24 protein-coding genes and 1 pseudogene are annotated in these 20,054 nt (G+C 38.6%); 12 read left to right on the forward strand and 13 right to left on the reverse strand.

The annotated features are described in order from the left end of the window. The first annotated feature begins 5 nt into the window (after positions 1-5). The 3 genes from ACG9ZL_RS02020 to mnmC all read left to right on the forward strand — a co-directional run bounded on the left by ACG9ZL_RS02020 (position 6) and on the right by mnmC (position 2,862). Entirely contained in the window at positions 6-308 is a 303-nt protein-coding gene (locus ACG9ZL_RS02020) for a YciI family protein (protein ID WP_004717974.1), read from the forward strand. 4 nt (positions 309-312) lie between these two features. Next, positions 313-834, forward strand: a complete 522-nt coding sequence (locus ACG9ZL_RS02025; protein WP_336952150.1) for an SH3 domain-containing protein — start codon at positions 313-315, stop codon at positions 832-834. 99 nt (positions 835-933) lie between these two features. Continuing rightward, complete coding sequence (gene mnmC, locus ACG9ZL_RS02030; RefSeq protein WP_419358899.1) at positions 934-2,862, forward strand: bifunctional tRNA (5-methylaminomethyl-2-thiouridine)(34)-methyltransferase MnmC2/FAD-dependent 5-carboxymethylaminomethyl-2-thiouridine(34) oxidoreductase MnmC1; 1,929 nt, start codon at positions 934-936, stop codon at positions 2,860-2,862. A gap of 49 nt (positions 2,863-2,911) precedes the next feature. On the opposite strand, the gene ACG9ZL_RS02035 is transcribed toward mnmC, so the two are convergent. Continuing rightward, positions 2,912-3,226, reverse strand: a complete 315-nt coding sequence (locus tag ACG9ZL_RS02035; protein ID WP_336952153.1) for a rhodanese-like domain-containing protein — start codon at positions 3,224-3,226, stop codon at positions 2,912-2,914. A 91-nt stretch (positions 3,227-3,317) separates the two neighbouring features. Here ACG9ZL_RS02035 and ACG9ZL_RS02040 point away from each other — a divergent pair, with 91 nt between their 5' ends. The 3 genes from ACG9ZL_RS02040 (at position 3,318) to ACG9ZL_RS02050 (ending at position 5,031) form a co-directional block, all read left to right on the forward strand. Then, positions 3,318-3,806, forward strand: coding sequence for a YajQ family cyclic di-GMP-binding protein (locus ACG9ZL_RS02040; protein WP_336952154.1), 489 nt, complete (start codon positions 3,318-3,320; stop codon positions 3,804-3,806). A 28-nt stretch (positions 3,807-3,834) separates the two neighbouring features. After that, positions 3,835-4,338 (forward strand): DUF4442 domain-containing protein, encoded by a 504-nt coding sequence (locus ACG9ZL_RS02045; RefSeq protein ID WP_004717985.1) that lies wholly within the window; start codon positions 3,835-3,837, stop codon positions 4,336-4,338. Between the two features lie 171 nt (positions 4,339-4,509). After that, on the forward strand, positions 4,510-5,031 hold the full coding sequence (locus tag ACG9ZL_RS02050; protein WP_419358901.1) for a nuclear transport factor 2 family protein: 522 nt from the start codon (positions 4,510-4,512) through the stop codon (positions 5,029-5,031). 81 nt (positions 5,032-5,112) lie between these two features. On the opposite strand, the gene ACG9ZL_RS02055 is transcribed toward ACG9ZL_RS02050, so the two are convergent. The 3 genes and pseudogenes from ACG9ZL_RS02055 to ACG9ZL_RS02065 all read right to left on the reverse strand — a co-directional run bounded on the left by ACG9ZL_RS02055 (position 5,113) and on the right by ACG9ZL_RS02065 (position 6,883). Further along, entirely contained in the window at positions 5,113-5,481 is a 369-nt protein-coding gene (locus ACG9ZL_RS02055) for an acyl-CoA thioesterase (RefSeq protein ID WP_419327076.1), read from the reverse strand. A 74-nt stretch (positions 5,482-5,555) separates the two neighbouring features. After that, on the reverse strand, positions 5,556-5,987 hold the full coding sequence (gene trxC, locus ACG9ZL_RS02060) for a thioredoxin TrxC (protein ID WP_419358903.1): 432 nt from the start codon (positions 5,985-5,987) through the stop codon (positions 5,556-5,558). After that, positions 5,988-6,883: pseudogene (locus ACG9ZL_RS02065) on the reverse strand (alpha/beta hydrolase). A gap of 126 nt (positions 6,884-7,009) precedes the next feature. Here ACG9ZL_RS02065 and ACG9ZL_RS02070 point away from each other — a divergent pair. After that, positions 7,010-7,348 carry a protein tyrosine phosphatase family protein gene (locus ACG9ZL_RS02070; protein ID WP_151956787.1) on the forward strand — a complete coding sequence of 113 codons (339 nt, stop codon included), beginning with the start codon at positions 7,010-7,012 and terminating at the stop codon, positions 7,346-7,348. 252 nt (positions 7,349-7,600) lie between these two features. Further along, positions 7,601-8,122 carry a peptide-methionine (S)-S-oxide reductase MsrA gene (msrA, locus tag ACG9ZL_RS02075; RefSeq protein ID WP_419358905.1) on the forward strand — a complete coding sequence of 174 codons (522 nt, stop codon included), beginning with the start codon at positions 7,601-7,603 and terminating at the stop codon, positions 8,120-8,122. 431 nt (positions 8,123-8,553) lie between these two features. Here msrA and ACG9ZL_RS02080 read toward each other — a convergent pair whose 3' ends face one another. The 5 genes from ACG9ZL_RS02080 to ACG9ZL_RS02100 all read right to left on the reverse strand — a co-directional run bounded on the left by ACG9ZL_RS02080 (position 8,554) and on the right by ACG9ZL_RS02100 (position 12,299). Beyond that, complete coding sequence (locus tag ACG9ZL_RS02080) at positions 8,554-8,958, reverse strand: ExbD/TolR family protein (protein ID WP_004717995.1); 405 nt, start codon at positions 8,956-8,958, stop codon at positions 8,554-8,556. Beyond that, the gene (locus ACG9ZL_RS02085; RefSeq protein ID WP_004818829.1) at positions 8,958-9,581 is read right to left on the reverse strand and encodes a MotA/TolQ/ExbB proton channel family protein; all 624 of its coding nucleotides are present in this window, start codon (positions 9,579-9,581) and stop codon (positions 8,958-8,960) included. The genes ACG9ZL_RS02080 and ACG9ZL_RS02085 overlap by 1 nt, the downstream gene beginning before the upstream one ends. A gap of 27 nt (positions 9,582-9,608) precedes the next feature. Beyond that, positions 9,609-10,436 carry an energy transducer TonB family protein gene (locus tag ACG9ZL_RS02090; RefSeq protein WP_336952160.1) on the reverse strand — a complete coding sequence of 276 codons (828 nt, stop codon included), beginning with the start codon at positions 10,434-10,436 and terminating at the stop codon, positions 9,609-9,611. A 219-nt stretch (positions 10,437-10,655) separates the two neighbouring features. After that, a complete protein-coding gene (gene purU / locus ACG9ZL_RS02095; RefSeq protein WP_336952161.1) occupies positions 10,656-11,522 on the reverse strand; it encodes a formyltetrahydrofolate deformylase in 867 nt (288 codons plus the stop codon). Between the two features lie 84 nt (positions 11,523-11,606). Next, a complete protein-coding gene (locus ACG9ZL_RS02100) occupies positions 11,607-12,299 on the reverse strand; it encodes a TetR/AcrR family transcriptional regulator (RefSeq protein WP_034611676.1) in 693 nt (230 codons plus the stop codon). A gap of 111 nt (positions 12,300-12,410) precedes the next feature. Between ACG9ZL_RS02100 and ACG9ZL_RS02105 the strand changes: the two genes are divergently transcribed. The 4 genes from ACG9ZL_RS02105 (at position 12,411) to ACG9ZL_RS02120 (ending at position 16,331) form a co-directional block, all read left to right on the forward strand. Next, positions 12,411-13,859, forward strand: a complete 1,449-nt coding sequence (locus ACG9ZL_RS02105; protein ID WP_336952162.1) for a coniferyl aldehyde dehydrogenase — start codon at positions 12,411-12,413, stop codon at positions 13,857-13,859. A 165-nt stretch (positions 13,860-14,024) separates the two neighbouring features. Further along, the gene (gene rpmB, locus ACG9ZL_RS02110) at positions 14,025-14,261 is read left to right on the forward strand and encodes a 50S ribosomal protein L28 (protein ID WP_000048256.1); all 237 of its coding nucleotides are present in this window, start codon (positions 14,025-14,027) and stop codon (positions 14,259-14,261) included. Between the two features lie 12 nt (positions 14,262-14,273). Further along, the gene (rpmG, locus tag ACG9ZL_RS02115; protein ID WP_003654787.1) at positions 14,274-14,429 is read left to right on the forward strand and encodes a 50S ribosomal protein L33; all 156 of its coding nucleotides are present in this window, start codon (positions 14,274-14,276) and stop codon (positions 14,427-14,429) included. Positions 14,430-14,612: 183 nt separating this feature from the next. Continuing rightward, on the forward strand, positions 14,613-16,331 hold the full coding sequence (locus ACG9ZL_RS02120; RefSeq protein ID WP_336952164.1) for a cation:proton antiporter: 1,719 nt from the start codon (positions 14,613-14,615) through the stop codon (positions 16,329-16,331). Between the two features lie 235 nt (positions 16,332-16,566). On the opposite strand, the gene ACG9ZL_RS02125 is transcribed toward ACG9ZL_RS02120, so the two are convergent. The 4 genes from ACG9ZL_RS02125 to ACG9ZL_RS02140 form a co-directional block, all read right to left on the reverse strand. Continuing rightward, the gene (locus tag ACG9ZL_RS02125) at positions 16,567-16,845 is read right to left on the reverse strand and encodes a hypothetical protein (protein ID WP_336952165.1); all 279 of its coding nucleotides are present in this window, start codon (positions 16,843-16,845) and stop codon (positions 16,567-16,569) included. Between the two features lie 108 nt (positions 16,846-16,953). Beyond that, a complete protein-coding gene (locus ACG9ZL_RS02130; RefSeq protein ID WP_004718012.1) occupies positions 16,954-17,457 on the reverse strand; it encodes a DUF6586 family protein in 504 nt (167 codons plus the stop codon). A gap of 221 nt (positions 17,458-17,678) precedes the next feature. Next, positions 17,679-17,930 carry an RNA recognition motif domain-containing protein gene (locus tag ACG9ZL_RS02135; protein WP_336952167.1) on the reverse strand — a complete coding sequence of 84 codons (252 nt, stop codon included), beginning with the start codon at positions 17,928-17,930 and terminating at the stop codon, positions 17,679-17,681. 86 nt (positions 17,931-18,016) lie between these two features. Further along, positions 18,017-20,008 carry an ATP-dependent helicase gene (locus ACG9ZL_RS02140; protein WP_419358906.1) on the reverse strand — a complete coding sequence of 664 codons (1,992 nt, stop codon included), beginning with the start codon at positions 20,006-20,008 and terminating at the stop codon, positions 18,017-18,019. Positions 20,009-20,054 lie beyond the last annotated feature (46 nt).

Here is a 20,054-nt window from a genome sequence, read left to right on the forward strand (position 1 = left end):
ATATCATGCCATTATTTGTAATTACTTGTACCGATCAAGCAGGTACAGTAGAAAAACGTCTTGCTGTGCGTCCACAACATTTAGCTCGACTCGAAAAGTTAGATGCTGAAGGCCGTGTCATCGTGGCCGGCGCGATGCCGATTGATCGTGAAAATCCACAAGCAGGTTTTTATGGCAGTACTTTAATTCTCGATTTTGACAGCCGTGAAGCTTTGGATGAATGGTTAAAAGACGAACCTTTCTTAAAAGAAGGAATTTATAGTCATATTGATGTTAAACCATTCAATAAAGCATTGCCTAAGGGATAACATAATGCGCGTTGTCGTCCAAAGCTTACTTAGTCTGACTTTAAGTTCTTTTGTACTTTTATCCCCCCTTGTCTCGGCTGAGCCTACTCAATCTTCAGCGACTCAAGCAACGACGGCAGCGCCTACTCAGGTGGCCCAACCTGTTGCACCGCCAAAACCGAGTATTATTCCTGCTGTAGCAGGTGCAAATTCCAGCATCCAAACGCAGGCTCAAGCGCAAGAAAATAAACCTTTAACGGCTGAACAAATTAGCAAAGAAAAAGCATCTCAAGATGCCAAAGCTAAAGCTTTGGTTAAAGACCAAGCAACACGTTTACAGCAACTTGAAAAGGCCAATTTAGAAGCCCTTTCACAGAACCAAGAATTACAACTCAAAAATGACAATCTGGGTGTACAAGTTCAAGTTCTACAAAGTGAACAAAGTGCGCAAATGTTCTTATATGGTGCTGCGACCATTGCTGTTGGTGTTTTACTTGGCTTTTTAATCGCAAGCTATATCTATACCAAACGTCGTCGTCAGTGGTAAGCCCACTGCTTTGACTTTGTGCTTAGAAAGTTTCACGCTTTAACCTGATACTGCGAAATGTCAGGTTTTTTCATTTTAATTATTAAAAGGTAATCTGCTTTGTCAAATGCCATTCAAACTGCCGATTTAGACTGGCAATGTATTGATGGAATTGAAGTTCCAATTTCCAAACAATTTGGTGATGTCTATTTTTCTAAAGACAACGGGTTACTTGAAACCCGACACGTATTTTTGAATGGTAATGATCTTTCAACACGACTTGCAGATTTAGATGATTTTGAATATTTCTGTGTTGGTGAAACTGGCTTTGGTACAGGATTAAATATTTTGGCATTGTGGCAACTTTGGCACAATGTTCGTCCAAAGAATCACAGCCACTTACATGTAATCAGTGTAGAAAAGTTCCCCTTGTCTAAACAGGATTTAACCCGTGCGTTAAAGGTGTGGACTGAACTTCAACAATTTTCTGATCAGTTGATTCAACACTATCCATTGCCCATCGCAGGTTGTCACCGTTTAAGCTTTCCAGAAGCACGTTTTTCAATTGATCTGTGGTTAGGTGATGCACATGATGTATTTCCAGCAATGGTTAAATCTCAACAAGTGAACGCATGGTTTTTAGATGGATTTGCCCCCTCTTGTAATCCAGACATGTGGGAAGACAAAGTTTTAAACAATATTGTCAGACTGTCAGATTTTGGAACAACTTTTGCCTCATTTAGCGTAGCAGGTGTGCTTAAACGGGGTCTAAAGCAGCATGGAATCACTATTTCACGTCCGCGTGGTTTTGGTCATAAACGTGAAATGCTACAAGCCATTTGGAGTGCGCCTGAACAAGCAGTCGAAGAAAATCAATCGCAGTCAATAGAACTTGTAGCACAAAACATTCAAAAAAAAATATGGAAAACTCAAAACAATTTACATCAACGCCACATTGCCATCATTGGCGCTGGAATTGCAGGTTTAAGCTGCGCATGGGGATTTGCCCAAAGAGGACATCAAGTTACAATTTACGACCAATCAGCGCCTTTAGCAGGTGCTTCTGGTAACCCTCTGGCCTTATTAAATCCGAAACTCTGCCCTATCGAGCAAAGTTCGGAACATTTAATGACCTTGGCTTGGCAACATGCTTTGCAGCATTATCCAAAATTTCAGGCTTTTCGTCCTATTGCCGTTCAACAATTAGCACAAAAAAATACTGAGCATTTATTGGATTTAGCAGCGCAGTATCCCCAAGGTTTACTTAAAAACCAAACATCCGATGATTTAGAGCTAAAAACCACACTAGAGAGTTTACAGCTCACTCAAGCAGGTTCAATTTATCCTCAGCAACTCAAAGACCAAATTCTTGAACATCCACTGATTCAATTTAAACATGCTCACATTCATAGTATTGCTCAATCGAATCACCATCAATTAACACTACAAGATAGCCAACACACAGATCTTGGTGATTTTAATCATGTGATTGTATGTTGTGCCAAAGAAAGCCATGCTTTTTTTGAGCAGTTCCCGATACTCAACCCGATCCGTGGACAAGTCAGTTGGCTCAACAATGTTAAACACCGATTAGATCCGCAATATGCCTACAGTTATGGAGGCTATTGTATGCAGCTTGATGAGCAGCATTTGATTTTAGGTGCTTCTTTTTATCCCAATCGTGATGACACTGAAGTTTTGCTTGAAGACCATGTGCATAACTATGAACTTATCCACAGTGTGTTTCCACAATACGCAGAATCGCTCTGCAAAGTAGATGAATGGCAAGGTCGTGCTTCAGTACGTGCTCAAAGTCTGGACTATTTTCCATTACTGGGAAAAGTTGAAGCTGAGAAAGAGGTTTATACATTTTCTGGGCTGGGCTCTAAAGGTTTTTTATTTGCGCCCTTGTGTAGTGAAATCTTGGTAGCTTTGGTCCTTCATCAAGCTTGCCCGATTTCTCAAAATTTATTGCAAAAATTAAATCCAAACCGCTTTCAAAAGAAAGTAAAAGAGAAAAAACCTTATTTTAAACCGATACAACCATGATTCTTTTTTATTGATTATTTGTAATAAAAAAGCGCCTTTCGGCGCTTTTTTACGAACCCTGTTCTAATGGGAGGCCTGCATCACGTGCTGCACGTGTTCCCCCCATAAGCACAACGTAATCACGAGAACCATCTAAACTCTCTAATTTTTCAGCAGCTCGAGGCGCTTTACTTCCACCACCACATAAAATGTAAATGGACTGATCCGAATTCACTTGAGTTAAGCTCTCAGCACTTAAACCATCTATAGGCTGATTTACAGCACCTTTAACATGGCCTTCGGCAAAGGCTTTTGCATCACGAACATCCCAGATAACGGCATTTTCTGGGAACTCAAATGTTGTAATTTCTAATTTACGGATCATTGTGCACTCCTTTGATGTAAACAACACTTGGCAAATGAAGAAAACATCCCTAGCATCTCAGATATTCTTTCCATTTGTAAAGGTCTAAACTATGCCATCTTTCGATATTGTTTCAGAATTAGAGATTTTTGAAGTAAATCACGCTGTTCAAAACACCCAAAAAGAAATTGCAACACGCTTTGACTTCCGTGGTCAGGACGTTTCAATCGAAATTAATGAAAAAGCCAAAGAAATTAAAATTTCAACTGAAAGTGATTTCCAGTGCGAACAAGTCTATAGCATGCTCGAAAATCATTTCTTTAAACGTAAAGTTGATATTCAAGCCCTTGATCCACAAAAAATGACGGCTTCAGGTAAAAACATTGTTCAAGTGATCAAGCTTAAAGACGGACTTGACTCAGATACTGCAAAAAAAATTAATAAAGCCATTAAAGAAAGTGGTGTCAAAGTGCAATCTTCTATCCAAGGTGACAAGATACGTGTAACTGATAAAAAGCGCGATACATTACAGCAAGTTATGGCATTTTTAAAAGAACAACAATTCGGTGTACCTTTACAATTTAATAACTTCAAAGACTAAGCTCTTTAGCAGCACTATAGGTTAAGACATGACTCAGACCAACCGTTTATCTAAACTTGTGAAAGCGACCTCTAAATTCCCTAAAGGCATTCGTAGTACGCTCTGGAGTAAGGCGTTTGGTCGAGTTGTGCCTATGGTGGGTACAGCCAATATTAAATACCTAGAGGTCAGCCATTCAAAAGTTGTGGTTGAAATTAAAAATCACCGTGCTATGCAAAACCATATTGGACAATTACACGCTGTTGCAATGGCGCTGATTGCTGAAACAGCAACAGGCTTTGTCACAGGTATGAATGTTCCTGATAGTTCAATTGTATTGATCAAAAGCATGCATATTGAATATAAACGACCGTCTAAAGGTGATATGACAGCAACAGCGACATTGAGCAAAGAACAAATTTTAGAAATGCAAAGCTCTGAAAAAGGTGAAACGCTAGTTCCAGTCACCATTATGGATGAGTCTGGAAAAGAGCCTGTCGAATGCCAAATGGTGTGGGCTTGGGTGTCAAAAGAACGCCTGAAAAAGAAATAAGTAAAAATCTGCAAATGTAAATAAAACTTACTGTTTAGTTAGTATAAAATTTACCAAAGTACAAATAATGAGTGACCATTATTCACTATATTCATGCTTACTTCCTCATCAAGATGGTGTTATTTCCACCACCATCTTGAACTATTGAGACTTGAACTATAGAGGATAATCATGCGATCAGCTACGCCAAGAAAATTTATTGTACTCAGCCTAACTCTAAGCCCTATTATATTTCTCACTGCATGTGCCCAAAATCCAAGTCACGTTGCTACTACTACAATGAACAACACATTAGCAGCAAATTCAAGAACCCAACAAGCGCAACAAAATAAAGCTATTGTGACTGATTTTTATGAGGGTGTATTTCAAAAGCATCAAGTCAAAACATATGCAGATCGTTATATTGGTGATCGGTATATTCAACACAATCCACGTGTTCCAGATGGCAAAGCACCTTTTGTAAATCACTTTACTCAGTATTTCCAAAACAATCCAGAAGCAAGAAGTCTAATCAAACGTGCAGTAGCTGAAGGAAATTTAGTGTTTTTACACGTTCATTCAGCTCAAAATCCACATGATCGTGGTGTTGCAATTGTCGATATCTTTAGAGTCGAAAATGGAAAAATTCTTGAACACTGGGATGTACAACAAGCTGTTCCCGAATCAAGCGCTAATAGTAATACCATGTTCTAATAAGATATTTGCATAAACCATTCAAAACACATATTCCATAAAAAAATCCCAAACAATGTTGGGATTTTTTATATCGAGTATTTATGCACTTTGCGAAGCTAAATACTTCTGTTTTACATCTTCAGATATTTGACGTTTATTTCCCGCAACATCTACAGCGACAAAGGTAAATACACCAGCAGTCACTCGTTTGGCAGCACGAGAGCTGTCATGACTATCCCAAACTTCAATCTGCATTTGAATCGATGTATTACCGACCTTTAACAGCTTGGTATAACAGCTGATCACATCCCCCACTTTTACGGGAACAAGAAAAGTCATCTGATTAATCGAAATCGTTGCACAACGCCCTTTACTAAAGCGTTCTGCATGAATTGCGCCAGCCAAATCCATTTGTGAAACAATCCAACCACCAAAAACGTCACCACTCCAGTTTGTATCTGCTGGCATTGCGATGGTTTGTAAAGACAGTGTACCTTCAGGTTTTACATGAGAATCTGACACAATAACTCCGAGCCCCTAAATTACTTATGGGCATTCAATTGTTGATCTAACCATTCTTGTAATTGGCTAGCACGTAATGCACCACTTATTCTAGCAACTTCCGTGGTTTTATTCATTAAAACCAAAGTTGGAATGCTGCGAATATTAAATGCACTACTTAAGCGTGGATTCGCTTCGGTATCAATTTTAGCAAAAACCACATGAGGGTTATTTTTTGCAACCTCAGCAAAATGTGGTGCCATCATTTTACAAGGACCACACCACTCGGCCCATAAGTCAATCATAATTGGCAAATCACTATGACTAACAAAATTACTGAAATTTTGTTCATTTAACTCAATAGGAGCAAGTGCAATCAAATTTTGATGACATTGACCACAAGTGGGTTGAGCATTTAATTTATCTTCGGGAACTCGGTTTTTTGCGCCACATGATGGACATACAATAATCATCTAGCTCACTCCAATATGTTGATGTAAAAACTCTAATTGGGTCAAAATTGATTTTTCCAACCATTTCCCATGATAAATATCAAAATGCGCCATATCCCATTCATGATATTGCACAAAAGGTGCAATATTTGTTGCAGTTTCTCGGCTAGATTCAATAGGGATAAAACTATCTTTTTTAGCCGCAATAAATAGCACAGGAATATTAATACTTCTAACGGTCTGAATGGGTCTAAAGCGAATTAAATTAAAAAATACACGTGCTGGAACTTCACCACTCCAAAAGTAGTCTGGATTTACAATTGACATATAGCCGTTATAACTATCTTTAGTCGGAATAAAGCATAAATCAAAGGGGTGCACCACAGGTAAAGTTCGTGGAAGTATCCCAACTTTTGCCCCCATATAATCTTGACTGGATATTTTTAATGCCTTGGGTAACTGTTGAATTGGAAATAATTTTGCAGTTTCTGCCCCATCCACATAAGGCACTTGCACCATAATGGCTTGGACACTTTTTAGCTCACTTGCAAGACTAAGTACATAGCCGCCACTCAAAGAAGTCCCCCAAAGCACTATTTTTTTTGGATTAATTTTCTTTTGTGTTGCGACATAACTCACCACGGTTTTCCAATCATCCAACTGTTTTGCAATGAAATGAGTTCACGAGGAAAGCCTGTACTTCCTCCCCAAAAACGATAATCAAACAGCACAACCGCGTAGCCTGCCTGTGCAATTTTTTGCGCATAGCTCACCAACTTAAATTGTCTTAAACATGCAAATCCATGAGCCATAATAATAACAGCAGGTTTTTTTAGATTTTTAGGTCGATAAAAATCTGCCGCTATGACTTCTTGTCCAATGGGGATATATAGTGGTTCAACTGTATATGCGTACATACACACTCCATTGCGTTATCTTTTATAGATATTTCTTTTATAAATCTTTTATCGTTCAAACTCAGTTCTGAGCTTAATGCTATTATATATAGCATATTGGATTTTAAATCATATAGGAGTGACGAAATGAGTGAAAATGTTGGTTTTGCTGGTCAAATTGGTCCAGAACATATTGCTCAAGTGGCAGAAAAAGGCTTTAAGTCTGTAATGAATAATCGTCCTGATTTGGAAGGCGGAACTGAACAGCCCACAAGTGCTCAAATTGAAGAAGCTGCACGTGCAGCAGGTTTGGACTATGTATTTCTACCTGTCGTTGCTGGTCAAATCACAGAAGTTGATGTCAGAAGCTTTGCTAACCGCTTTAACGAGCTTCCAAAACCAGTACTTATGTTTTGTCGTACAGGGAATCGTTCAAATAATCTCTATCAAATTGCAAAACAAATGGATTTATTAGACGACGAATAAATTATCATGAGTAAAAGGCATTCTATTGAATGTCTTTTGATTCGACTTAAATATAAAAGTTTAAGTTGTTAACAGCAATTTAAGTAGATTGCTCTTTTAAAATTTTGCAACAATTTAAACAGATCTCTTTAGTGAATCAAACAGGTATTGTACCTATGCTTAAATGGTTATATGACAAACTAAGCAAGTTCACGATATGATCTTTAGTATCGTTTCATCTTTTCTATAATTTAAAAATAAAGGGATCTTCACATGCAACAGGCTCTATTTGGTGGTGGCTGCTTTTGGTGTACCGAAGCCGTATTTTTACAGCTCAAAGGTGTCAATCACGTAGTCAGTGGTTATGCTGGCGGGCATACTCCCAATCCAACTTATGAAGCAATTTGTAATGGGGATACCAATCATGCTGAAGTGATTTTGATTGAATTTAATGAACAGCAAATCAGTTATCAGCAATTACTCACGGTTTTTTTTGCAATTCATGATCCAACCACATTAAACCGCCAAGGTAATGATATTGGAACACAATATCGTTCGGTGATTTATTACTTTAATGAACAGCAAAAACTTGAATCGGAGCAATTTATTGAACAGCTCAAAGCAGATGGCTTAAATATTGTGACTGAACTCAGTTCAGCACCCGCCTTCCATCCTGCCGAAGAATACCATCAAAACTTCTTTGCCCGTAATCCTGCACAAGGTTATTGTAATTTTGCCATTCCGCCAAAATTACTCAAACTCCATAGCCAGTTTCAAGACTTACTCAAAGATTAAGTATTTTAAATACTCAAACTATTAGACTTCTTGTCAAACTAAGTTTTTGAATAATTTCTAGGAGTGGTTAAGCTTTATCAAGCATGAAACTTTTACTATTGCAGAAAGATAAATCTCTAAAGATCAAATTTATAATGCCTTGCTTTACATTTATAGTTTAAATCACTTTTCGTAGTGGGATGGCAAACCTTGCATTGCAAACAAAGCAATACTTTGTTTTTGCTCATGTTGGATGGGGTACGTCTGTACCCTCCTCTAACTTAGCGACATTTATGTCGCCTCACGATAGAAATACCATCTATGTTTTACCAAAATTTAAATGCATATCAATTTTTAATGCTCAATTTTTGGTTCACACAAAAGTCTGTTTTTAAATCAACATAAAAAAACCTCCTTAAAAGGAGGTTTTAAAATATTTGTAATTATTCAAATTAATTATCACTCATAAATGCAAGATCATTTAATCCTGCTTCACTTGCACGAGACATCACTTGTGCAACGGTATCATAGCGAGATTCTTTATCCGCTCTTAACTGAACAGCTGGTTTTACTGGCTTTTGACCTTCTTCATCAAATCGTTTAGCCAATTCATCTAAAGTGATGACTTTATCATTCCAAGCCACATCACCATTCTGATTGATACTGATGGTAATTGCTTCAGGTGGAGGCGCAATCACTTCAGCTGTGGTCTTTGGTAAAGTTAATGGTATCGATGGGTTAGCAACGGTGGCTGTCACCAAGAAGATGATCATCAATACCAACATAATATCGATCAGCGGAATGAGATTCATCTCATTCATGCCAGAATCGTTGTCTTCTCCCAATTGAAAAGCCATTAAGCTTGACCTCCAACTAAACCTTTATTTGTAGATTCAGATTCAACTTTTTGCGTTGAAGAATCTTGTTGTAACATCGTATCAATTAACAAACCATGTGCTTGATCTTGCAACTCATTTGACAATGTCCGATTAAAACGTACGCAAATGTTATATGCCAATACTGCTGGAATCGCAACAGCAAGACCTAAACCCGTCATGATCAGTGCTTCACCAACTGGTGTTGCAACTTGAGCTAAACCGGCTTGACCACTTTTACCTACAGCAACAAGCGCATGGAAGATTCCCCATACTGTACCAAACAAACCTACAAATGGTGCAAGTGAAGCAATCGTTCCTAAAACTGAAACACCTTTTTCTGCATTGGCTTTTTCAGCTGAAATTTGACGTAGTAACGCTTGTTCTGCAACTGCTTTACGTTGATCAAAGCTTAATGGCGCAAGCTTGGCTTTTAAGGCTTTTAAAGCCTGAGCAAGGTGATCCTGAGCAACCTGCTTGAGTTGACGCGTGCCTAGAATACGCAAAATGAACACAGTCCACGTTGCAATAGACATTGCCAATAAAACAAAATACAGTGTCTTACTGACCGCATCAGCATGTTGCCAATAAACTGAAAAGTTCATATGCACATTTCCTAATTCTTAAAAAAATTATTTACCTTTAGAGACCGACAACGCAAAATCTTGCCTAATTTTAAACGGCACACCCGCACCATTTTCTTTATAAGCTTTAAATTTTGCAGATTGAGTCTGCTTAACAACATAACTATCTAAACTTGAATTACCGCTGGATTGAAGAATACGAACATTGGTAATATTTCCGCCCGCATCCGCAGTAATTTCTAGATTTACAACCTTGGTTCCATCTTCTGGAGACATCAGTTTAAGTAATTGCTCTTTTGCGATACGTGGACTACGACTCCAAGACACCTGACCTTCGTTTACATTACGCGGCGTGTTTCTTTGCTCTTGATCACGACGTTGGCGATCGCGCTCATCTTGTTCACGTTTTTGACGGTCACGTTCATCTTGTTCACGTTTCTGCTGTTCCGCACGCTTTTGATCATCTAGACGTTTTTGCTCATCTTGACGTGCCTTATCCTGCTTCTGTTGCTCTTCTAAACGCTTTTGTTCTTCAAGCTTTCTTGCCCGATCATCATTTTCTACAGGTTTTTTCTGCTCAATGATTTTTGGCTTAACCACTGGTTTAGGCTCAACTTTCTTCTCTATAGGTTTTGGTTGAACTTTAGGTTTGATGGGTTCAGATGGAGGAGGTGGCGGCGGTGGAACATCTTCTTTTAACTTTAAAAACTTGATTTTTAAAGGTTCTTTCTTTATTTGAGGCAGTTCAAATGGTTTCATATGACTTACCCCCCACAACACACCTGCGTGCCCGACAACAACTGCTAATACTGCAGCAAGGACTTTTTTCTTCATCGGTGGTGGCGTTTGAAGTGGTGCAATGGAAGACTGACTCATAAGAATCTAAATACCTAAAATTGAGCAAACTACAAAAATATGATTTTATAGATTAAGCTCATCGGATAGAACAATTAAAGTGCAACAATGATAAATGAGAAGTGTTTTCATTTGCAACTGGTTTTTCAATATTTTTAATCGATTTTACAAATTAAAAATAAAAAAAGGATGCATAAAGCATCCTTGTTTTACGACTCATATTAAATGTATATTCATATGCTACTGAAAAACAACAGTCTTATTACCATCGACAATAATACGGTCTTCTAGATGCCATTTTACCGCTCTAGCAAGTACATTACGTTCAACGTCTTGGCCTAATTCACGCAGTTGATCCACAGTAAAATCATGGTTTACTCGCTCTACATCTTGCTCAATGATTGGACCTTGATCCAGATCTGCAGTCACATAATGCGCTGTTGCCCCAATCAATTTAACGCCTTTTTCATACGCCTGTTTATATGGATTTGCCCCCACAAAAGCAGGTAAAAATGAGTGATGAATATTGATCACTTTCATTTCCCATTTTTGTACAAACTCTTCATCAAGAATTTGCATATAACGTGCGAGAACTAATAAATCATTGCCTTGCATCAACTCATCGATCTTTGTATAGGCTTCACGTTTATTTTCTTTATTAACAGGAACCACATAAAAAGGAATACCAAAGTTTTCTACAGATTCACGTAAGTCTTCATGGTTTGATACCACTTGGGTAATTTCACAAGGTAAGCCACCTCGAGAATGACGCCATAACAACTCAAGCAAAGCATGGTCAACTTTAGACACCAAAATACCGACTTTTTTAATGTCACTGACCAAAGCCAAACGCCAATGCATACTATAACGTTCAGCCACATTGCTTGCGAAAGTTTGAATGAGACTCTCTCGACGAGATTGCAAATGATCGAGTTCGAACTCAACACGCATAAAATAACGCCCGCCTTGAGCTTCAGTTGCGTATTGATCAAGCGCAGTAATGTTAGCGCCCTGATGATACAAAAAGCTCGATACAGCTTGCACGATTCCTGGCTTGTCTTCACAAGTAATCAGTAGACGCGCTGTGTTGGCAGTAGTCATGTTCATGTTGATGGATATCACTTATAAGTTAATTTAAAAACAGCCAAATATTTTAACGCTTTTTCATCAGCTTTCAATCTTGATTCAGCCTCAATCACGTTTTACAGCAGATAAACTGGCAAATAATTCCGAAGAACCGAAGCTTTCTAGCAAGCGTTCATAGGTTTCACGACTTTCGCCACGTAAATAAGGGCCTTCCAAAAACACCATCTGGCGCAATGCTTGCCAAATCCATTTTTCATCTAAATGGTTCGAATCACTTAAATGCCCAGACATATAAAGAAAATTTGTCCAGTTGGTCAGCACGATCCAAATATTGATGATGAGTGCTTCAATTTCAGAAGGTGTCATCTGCATAAGTCCCGCCTCAACAAAGGCATGATAAATTTTTTGCCCTTGTTGCATCACCTTGCCAGCGAAGCGAGGGTAAATTTTTCTAAAGTCATCATTATTTTCAATTAAATGATAAACATCACGATGTAGAAAGCGATATTCCCATAGCTGGCTGCTTAAAACTTGGAAATAACGGATTTTATCATTCGCATTGACTCCACGGTCATCGGGTAATGACAGCATATCTAAAGTTTCTTTTTGGTATTGTTCCATCAATTCTTTGATGATTTCTTGTTTGTTTCGAAAATGATAATACAAATTTCCAGGACTGATCCCAAGCTCTGCTGCAATATGATTTGTTGTAACTGCACGTTCGCCGCGCTCATTAAAAAGTTGCAGACTAATCTGCAAAATTCGGTCTTTCGTTTTCAAAGTTTTGGAGCTCGACATCCTATTACCATTTTTAACCGTTAGCACAAGCTAACATAAAGTGACTTGACTATTTAGAGTATTTACTCTAAAAATTATATTATATTAACCTATTCGTAAATGGTGTTTGTCATGAACAGTCATACAAAAACAAATTCAATGACTTCTTACTCACCTGAAGTTCAACGTATGCATGACATTCTTGAACAACAGAAAGTCGCTTATCAACGCTATCCTGTTCCTACAGCAAAGGAACGTATTGAACGTTTAGCTCGCTTAAAGAAAGTTCTCGTAAAATACCAAGATCAATTTGCAGAAGCAATCAATCAAGACTATGGGAATCGTTCGATCAGCGAAACTAAAATTGGTGAACTACTCACATGTTTAGAACAAATTAAATATTATAGCAAGCATTTAACAGCATGGATGAAACCATCTAAGCGCCATGTGTCTATCTTACACCAACCAGCCAAAGCTTGGGTGCAATATCAGCCTTTAGGTGTGATTGGAATTATTGCACCATGGAACTATCCATTGTTACTTTCTGTTGGTCCACTGATTTGTGCATTGGCTGCAGGAAATCACGCAATACTCAAAATTTCAAGTTCATCTTCTAATTTTGGCTTCGTACTTGAAAATGCACTCTCAGAAGCTTTTCCACAAGAATTGGTTGCCGTGGTGAATGGTGGTGGTCAAATTTCAGATGCATTTTCACATTTAGCATTCGATAAAATCATTTTTACTGGCTCTACCAATGTCGGTAAAACCGTCATGTCTGCTGCTGCCGAAAATCTAGTGCCTGTTATTCTTGAGCTTGGTGGTAAATCACCTGTAATCGTACATCCTTCAAGCGATCTCAATCTGGTCGCTGAACGTATTGCTTTTGGTAAATTATGGAACTCTGGTCAAACCTGTGTAGCACCAGACTATATGTTCCTACCTAGAGGAAAAACTGCCGAGTTTATTGAAAGCTTTAAACAAGTTGCAACAACAATGTATCCAACGATTCGTGACAATCAAGATTATACTAGTATTATCAACGATAAGCAGTATAACCGCGTTCAAGGTTATTTAGAGGATGCACGACAGCAAGGTGCTGAGCTGATTGAAATCAATCCTCAAAATGAAGAATTAGCAAGTGTACGTAAAATTGCGCCCACATTCTTAACAAGCGTCCTACCAACAATGGACATTATGAAGAATGAAATCTTTGGCCCAGTTCTTCCTATTATGGAATATGATCAAATTGACGATGTGATTGACTTTATTAATGGCAGACCGCGTCCACTTGCTTTATACTACTTCGACTTTGACAATGCCCGCGCAGAATACGTTTCCCAACGTACCCATTCTGGGCATTTCGGTCAAAATTCCGTAGTTACCCATGTTGCACAAGACGATTTACCATTTGGTGGCGTTGGCGCATCTGGTATGGGCAAATATCATGGCCCAGAAGGTTTCTTTGGTTTATCACATGAGCGTTCGGTAATGTCTATTCCTAAGCTATTTAGCTTAAAATTCATATTAGCGCCTTATGACAAAGCCCTAAATAAGATTTTAGAGAAAACTTTCTTACGTTAACTGATCAAGGCATGATCTATCAAATTGGATCATGTTGCGTTTTGACGAATTCCGCTTGTCTTTTAAGCGGAATTTTGGTATAAAACGCCCCTTGAATGAATTCAATCCGTTTTATTTTGACTGGCCATACAGATTTGCTGTTGGCTAAATCAATGGAGTTACACCATGTCTAAGGTTTGCCAAGTTACCGGCAAGCGTCCAGTCGTTGGTAACAACGTCTCACACGCCAACAACAAAACTAAACGCCGGTTCGAGCCGAACCTGCATCACCACCGTTTCTGGTTAGAAAGCGAAAAACGTTTCGTACGTCTTCGTTTAACCACTAAAGGTATGCGTATTATCGACAAATTGGGCATTGAAAAGGTTGTTGCTGACCTTCGTGCTCAAGGTCAAAAGATCTAAGGAGTCTGAACCATGCGTGATAAAATTCGCTTAGTTTCTACTGCTGGTACAGGTTATTTCTATACCACTACTAAGAACAAACGTACTATGCCGGAAAAAATGGAAATCAAAAAATTTGATCCAAAAATCCGTCAACACGTAATCTTCAAAGAAGCTAAAATTAAATAATTTTAGTTTTCTTAAAAAATACGATCCATTTGGATCGTTTTTTTTTGCCTTTTTTTTCTTCGACTTGTTAAACTCTTTAACGAATTTGGCACTGATTGTGCATTTTATATGGCTTTATACAAAGTCATTACCTTAAGAAATGATTTTTTGAATGATTTCTCCTGAAGATTTAAGGAGTATTTAGTGCCTCATGATGTAGATCTGATTATTTTACTTGCAGTTGGTTTTGGTATAGCACTGATTTTTGGCTATATCGCTGCACGATTACGCCTACCACCTTTGATTGGTTATTTAATTGCGGGAATTATCATCAGCCCCAATACCCCAGGTGTTGTTGCAGATATCGCGCTGGCCAATCAGCTTGCTGAATTAGGTGTCATGTTCTTAATGTTCGGTGTTGGGATGCATTTTTCACTGAATGATTTAATGCAAGTCCGAAAAATTGCCCTGCCTGGTGCGATTTTACAAATTGCAGTTGCCACATTACTCGGTATGGCTGTTTCCATTTTTTGGGGTTGGAGCTTTGGCTCTGCGCTGGTCTTTGGCTTAAGTTTATCTTGTGCAAGTACTGTGGTTTTACTCAAAGCATTAGGCGACAAAGGACTGCTTAACTCGGTGAATGGTAAGATTGCCGTTGGTTGGTTGTTGGTCGAAGATCTGGTCATGGTTTTAGTCCTCGTTCTACTGCCTGCAACAGCAGTACTTTTAGGCGGACACACCATTGCAGGGCATGAATCTGATCAAAATATTTGGTTAACACTCGGTATTACCCTATTAAAAGTGACAGGTTTTATTGCATTTATGCTGATTATTGGGAAACGACTTGTCCCAATGATTATGCAATATGTGGCACGTTTAGGCTCTAGAGAGCTTTTTACATTAACTGTGGTCGCAGCAGCAGTATCCATCGCATATGGCTCATACGCAATCTTCGGTGTTTCTATGGCACTTGGAGCATTCTTTGCCGGGATGGTGGTTAAGGAATCAGATTTTAGCCATCGTGCAGAAGAGGAAACCTTACCTTTACGAGAAATTTTTTCGATCCTATTTTTCGTTTCTGTCGGAATGTTATTTGATCCGCGTATCCTTGTGGAACAGCCTCTGCATATTTTAGCGGTCATCGCCATTATTATGATTGGTAAGACGTTAGCTGCAATGGCATTGGTATTATTTTTCCGTTATCCCATCAACACAGCATTAACAGTGGGTGCCAGTCTGGCACAAATTGGTGAGTTTTCCTTTATTCTCGCAACTTTAGGCTTATCGCTGGGATTGCTTAGTCCTGAAGCACAAAACTTAATCTTAGCGGGTGCTTTATTTTCCATCACGCTCAATTCATTCCTATTTTCTGCGATTGAACCAGTACAAAACTGGATCCGTGAGCGTTCGCATTTAGCACGCTTACTTGAACGTAGTGGTGACCCATTGGCGATGCTTCCAGATGAAGTCGATCAAGCGTATTTACGCGATCAAGTGGTGATTGTTGGTCATGGTGAAGTCGGACGTCGTATAACCAAAACATTGATGGATGATGGCATCAAAGTGGTTATCGCTGAAGAGAACCGCGAGATTGTAGAGAATTTGCGTGAAAAAGGCATTGCTGCGGTTTCTGGTCGAGCAACTGAACCCAGTGTATTGATTCAAGCCCATATCCAACATGCACGACTATTGGTGATTTCACCGATGGATATTGTAGATATTCATAAAATTGTCGATACGGCCAAGCTACTTAATCCAGAAATTCAAGTGTTAGTCTGTGCTGAAAATAAAGAAGAAGCTGAAGTGATCCGTAAAGACAATGTTGGTGAAGTGTATTATGCAAAAGAAGAAATGGCGAAAAACATGAGTAATCATATTTTAAACCAAATCCAAATTGCTCATCATCATGAACCCACACATTGAAATAGGGCTATCGTCAAAACTCACTTAAAGCAACTGAACATTTATTTGTGAAAGTTTGCTTATTCGTGGTGTTTACCTCCAATAGTGGCATGAATGCCACTATTGGACAAAGATATAGCTTTTATAATTTGATATCTTCTTTTGATATCCTCTATGAATATCATGCTATTGACATACAAAGAAAAACGCACTCGAAAGTGCGTTTATTGTATTTATTCTAGAATAAATGAAATCACTAGCTCATAAATTTTGGTTGTTCATCTACAACTTCAGCGTGCCATTCATCTGCCTGTTTTTCAAGTAACGCAAATAATGCAGCTTGAATCATCTGTTGCGCAATCGCTGGCGTTTGATCACCCAGTAGTGCTTTCACTTCTTCATTAAATTGAATAGTGACCAATGGCTCTTTTTCAGAACCTGCATTACGCAGTGCCAGCTCCCCACCTTCGAGCTGTACCAACTCCAAAATAGCTTCCTGATTTCCAAATAACTCTTTTAACTGTTCGATAGACATAAATCCTCCATGCTCAACATGGGGCAAGGTGCTGAATGCACTTTGCATCTTGTAGATATTTTATATAGTCATTTAAAACAAAATTTCAAGTATATCTGATCAAAAAGATCAGAATTCAACCATTTCATTACGAAAACCATCAATAAGCTGCGATAAATCTCGGTGCCACTCTCTTAGAATCTTTGTATCAGGCAACCAAGCTTGTGGTGTTTGAGTCACTTTGATAATTAAGTTTGATGATGTTTCATCTTCTGGTTCTGGTGCACTTGGCTCAGGTGCATACTGACAAAGTCGATATGCTCTTTTGAGTTCGGCAATAAATCCTTCTTTGGCTAATTTTTGCATCACTAAAACTTCTGGTGATACTTGTCCTTTAGCCGCCATATTTTCTTCGATTGACTTTAAGGTTGGGGAAAAATCATTTAAACGGTAATAACGTACCAACTCTTGCAGAAAGGCTAAAACCGCACCATGTAAATGAAATACTGCTGCTTCACGATGTGCTTGAGCTTGTTGAACATTTTCAGTTTGTTCTCCTTGCATACATGCAAGACGAGCAAAGTAAAGTTTTTGATTGGTACGGTCTGCATGAAAGCGAGCTACACGTGACATGGAAGTTCCCTAAGATTTTGGCATTCTTTACAGTCTTAGCTTAATCTTTATTGAACAAAAATCACAATGAATTTTATCCATGTTGTATGTCAATAAAATAGATAGCGCTCGTTTTTACAAAAATATCAGTTTAAGTTTTTATTTTTATCATGATTTGGCGAGATCATTTAAATACTAAAATAAAAAAAGGAGCAATAAATGCTCCTTAGAATATCTGCCAATTATGCTTCTGGCTTATCTTCCGCTGCTTTTACACGAATTCCATGACCATGTAAGCGCAAAGTATTCAAAGCTTTAATCGCTTTGACTGCTTCTCTACCATGTGGCATTTCAACAAAAGCAAAACCTTTCGATTTTCCTGTTGCCGTATCAAGCACTAAAGTACAAGTATCTACTGTACCATATTGCTTAAATAACTCTAACAATTCAGCTTCAGTTACAGTACGTTCTAAATTACGAACTAAAATTTTCATCTCACAACCTTAAAATATAAACGAGGCAAAAAACATCAAAAAGCACTCGCCTACCTACTTTTTGAATGAAAAACGATTGCTATAGTTTAATCTAGATCTATACCAAAATCTAAATTAATCGCCCGACGTTCGATTAAGGCACTTTTTACAGTTTGCTCTCGCTGTCTGTAGTGGGTTTCTGTAGTACATAAATTTCGAGTTAAGTCATTGAGAAAATAACTTTCAATCTTACGACCTTGTTCATCCGTTTGCGTATGGGCCCAAAAACTTAAATTTTGTTTGGTTAAAATAAGTTCATTTTGGGCGCGTGTTAAAGCCACATAAAGCACACGACGCTCTTCCTCAACTTCATCGAAATTTCCTTGAGCACGTGCATTAGGATATTGCCCCGCAGAGACATTTGCCACATAGCAAACCTTTTGTTCTGTACCTTTCGCAGAATGGATCGTAATTAAAGTCACCACATCATCTTGCGACTGACGTTCAATTTCACTGATTGAAACAGGATCAAGCACATATTCTTCTAAGAACTCGCTCAGTTGGGTATGTTTAGATGCCAATTGCTTAACCAAATCAAAATCACCCACCCGTTTATGCCAATCTTTTTTGGCATAATTTTCTTCAAGTTGATTGAGAATAGCCTCTACACCGAGTTTTACACAGGCTTCAACTTCAGTTTTCAATACACTCATTTGCTTCATAATCAGCAATGTATTGTCAGGAATGCGTCCAAACTTTTCTAATTTTTCTGTGATTTTCTCAATATCTGCATCAAGTAACAGTTGTTGCGCCAGCTTACTCGCACCGACATCGCCCACGCCATTCCACAAGGTTAAAAACCGCATCCATGCAATATCATCCAATGGATTGGCAATAACACGCAATAAGCTCAGTAAGTCTTTAACATGCGCTGTTTCAAGTAACTTCATCCCACCAATAAATCGGTAAGGAACATTGGCTTGGATAAAAGCAGCCTCAATATGTCTTGCCGCAAAGGCTGAGCGCACCAACACCATGTGGTCATGCCAAGCTGAACCTTCTAATAAATGTCGCTCTTTGATGTCGATCGCGATCCATTTTGCTTCATCAAACTCGTTTGGAAAAACATGCATTCGCGGTTTAATGCCTTCACCACGATAAGCTTCAAGTTTTTTATCGTAATGAATATCGCTTTGATCAAGCAACCAGTTTGAAAAATCTAAAATTTCTTGAGTAGAGCGATAATTTTTTTCTAATTTAAAAATCTCTGCATCTGGTACACGTTCTTTAAAATGGTGGATATTTTCAAAATCCGCACCACGAAAACCATAAATTGACTGTGCATCATCCCCCACACAGAACAATGATGTTTTGTCTTTTAATGGTTCAAGAATCGCCCATTGCAAAGGATTGGTATCCTGCATTTCATCAACTAGCATGTACTGACATAAGCCCGCGACATAATCTGCTAAGCCATCCGACTGAGCCAAAGCAGAAGCAACCACGGCGAGAATATCGTCGTAATCTAGAAAACTACGTGCCCGCTTTCGGGTTTCGTACTCTTTCATGATTTCAGCAATTTGGTCTTTATCATCTAAAAACTCAGGCAATTGCTTTTCTAAAGCCAAACTTAGTTTTTGTCGGGTATTACGCGCAAAGGAATATAAATCACAAAGCTGTTGTGGTTTGGGTAAAGCGTTGGGATTCTTTTTATCGTCTTTTCCACGAATCAAACGAAACAGCATCAATTGATCATCACGATCTATAATCGAAAATTGATCTAATCCAAAAGCTTTTGGCACGCGTCTGAGTAAATACATGCAGAAGGTATGAAATGTAGATGCTCGTAACCCTTTGGCCTGATCACCTAAAGCAAGTTCTACTCGCGCCACAATCTCGCTGGCAGAACGGCGGGTAAATGTCAGAATTTGGATTTGATTGGCAGGAATGCCCTGATCAATGAGATATGCAGCTCGTGCCACAATGGTTTTGGTTTTGCCACAACCTGCCCCAGCAAGAACTAGACTATGTTTTTTTTCAGTCGTAGCAGCTTGTTTTTGTTGAGGGTTTAATTCATTAATCAGGTTGGCTAAACTCATTTTCACTCATCATTTTATGGATGGCTGCTAGTTTAGCAGAGCTATA

The sequence above is a fragment of the Acinetobacter legionensis genome (genome assembly GCF_048551735.1).
Classification (GTDB): domain Bacteria; phylum Pseudomonadota; class Gammaproteobacteria; order Pseudomonadales; family Moraxellaceae; genus Acinetobacter.

Excerpts from the sequence above, each read along its gene's own strand:
- ACG9ZL_RS02045 (WP_004717985.1), top strand. The coding sequence starts at position 3,835 with ATGACTCAGACCAACCGTTTATCTAAACTTGTGAAAGCGACCTCTAAA.
- ACG9ZL_RS02070 (WP_151956787.1), top strand. The coding sequence starts at position 7,010 with ATGAGTGAAAATGTTGGTTTTGCTGGTCAAATTGGTCCAGAACATATT.
- ACG9ZL_RS02035 (WP_336952153.1), bottom strand. The coding sequence starts at position 3,226 with ATGATCCGTAAATTAGAAATTACAACATTTGAGTTCCCAGAAAATGCC.
- ACG9ZL_RS02040 (WP_336952154.1), top strand. The coding sequence starts at position 3,318 with ATGCCATCTTTCGATATTGTTTCAGAATTAGAGATTTTTGAAGTAAAT.
- rpmG (WP_003654787.1), top strand. The coding sequence starts at position 14,274 with ATGCGTGATAAAATTCGCTTAGTTTCTACTGCTGGTACAGGTTATTTC.
- ACG9ZL_RS02025 (WP_336952150.1), top strand. The coding sequence starts at position 313 with ATGCGCGTTGTCGTCCAAAGCTTACTTAGTCTGACTTTAAGTTCTTTT.
- ACG9ZL_RS02130 (WP_004718012.1), bottom strand. The coding sequence starts at position 17,457 with ATGTCACGTGTAGCTCGCTTTCATGCAGACCGTACCAATCAAAAACTT.
- ACG9ZL_RS02100 (WP_034611676.1), bottom strand. The coding sequence starts at position 12,299 with ATGTCGAGCTCCAAAACTTTGAAAACGAAAGACCGAATTTTGCAGATT.
- msrA (WP_419358905.1), top strand. The coding sequence starts at position 7,601 with ATGCAACAGGCTCTATTTGGTGGTGGCTGCTTTTGGTGTACCGAAGCC.
- ACG9ZL_RS02125 (WP_336952165.1), bottom strand. The coding sequence starts at position 16,845 with ATGTCTATCGAACAGTTAAAAGAGTTATTTGGAAATCAGGAAGCTATT.
- ACG9ZL_RS02105 (WP_336952162.1), top strand. The coding sequence starts at position 12,411 with ATGAACAGTCATACAAAAACAAATTCAATGACTTCTTACTCACCTGAA.
- ACG9ZL_RS02055 (WP_419327076.1), bottom strand. The coding sequence starts at position 5,481 with ATGCCAGCAGATACAAACTGGAGTGGTGACGTTTTTGGTGGTTGGATT.
- ACG9ZL_RS02085 (WP_004818829.1), bottom strand. The coding sequence starts at position 9,581 with ATGAACTTTTCAGTTTATTGGCAACATGCTGATGCGGTCAGTAAGACA.
- rpmB (WP_000048256.1), top strand. The coding sequence starts at position 14,025 with ATGTCTAAGGTTTGCCAAGTTACCGGCAAGCGTCCAGTCGTTGGTAAC.
- ACG9ZL_RS02140 (WP_419358906.1), bottom strand. The coding sequence starts at position 20,008 with ATGAGTTTAGCCAACCTGATTAATGAATTAAACCCTCAACAAAAACAA.
- purU (WP_336952161.1), bottom strand. The coding sequence starts at position 11,522 with ATGAACATGACTACTGCCAACACAGCGCGTCTACTGATTACTTGTGAA.
- ACG9ZL_RS02090 (WP_336952160.1), bottom strand. The coding sequence starts at position 10,436 with ATGAGTCAGTCTTCCATTGCACCACTTCAAACGCCACCACCGATGAAG.
- trxC (WP_419358903.1), bottom strand. The coding sequence starts at position 5,987 with ATGATTATTGTATGTCCATCATGTGGCGCAAAAAACCGAGTTCCCGAA.
- ACG9ZL_RS02020 (WP_004717974.1), top strand. The coding sequence starts at position 6 with ATGCCATTATTTGTAATTACTTGTACCGATCAAGCAGGTACAGTAGAA.
- ACG9ZL_RS02050 (WP_419358901.1), top strand. The coding sequence starts at position 4,510 with ATGCGATCAGCTACGCCAAGAAAATTTATTGTACTCAGCCTAACTCTA.
- ACG9ZL_RS02135 (WP_336952167.1), bottom strand. The coding sequence starts at position 17,930 with ATGAAAATTTTAGTTCGTAATTTAGAACGTACTGTAACTGAAGCTGAA.
- ACG9ZL_RS02080 (WP_004717995.1), bottom strand. The coding sequence starts at position 8,958 with ATGGCTTTTCAATTGGGAGAAGACAACGATTCTGGCATGAATGAGATG.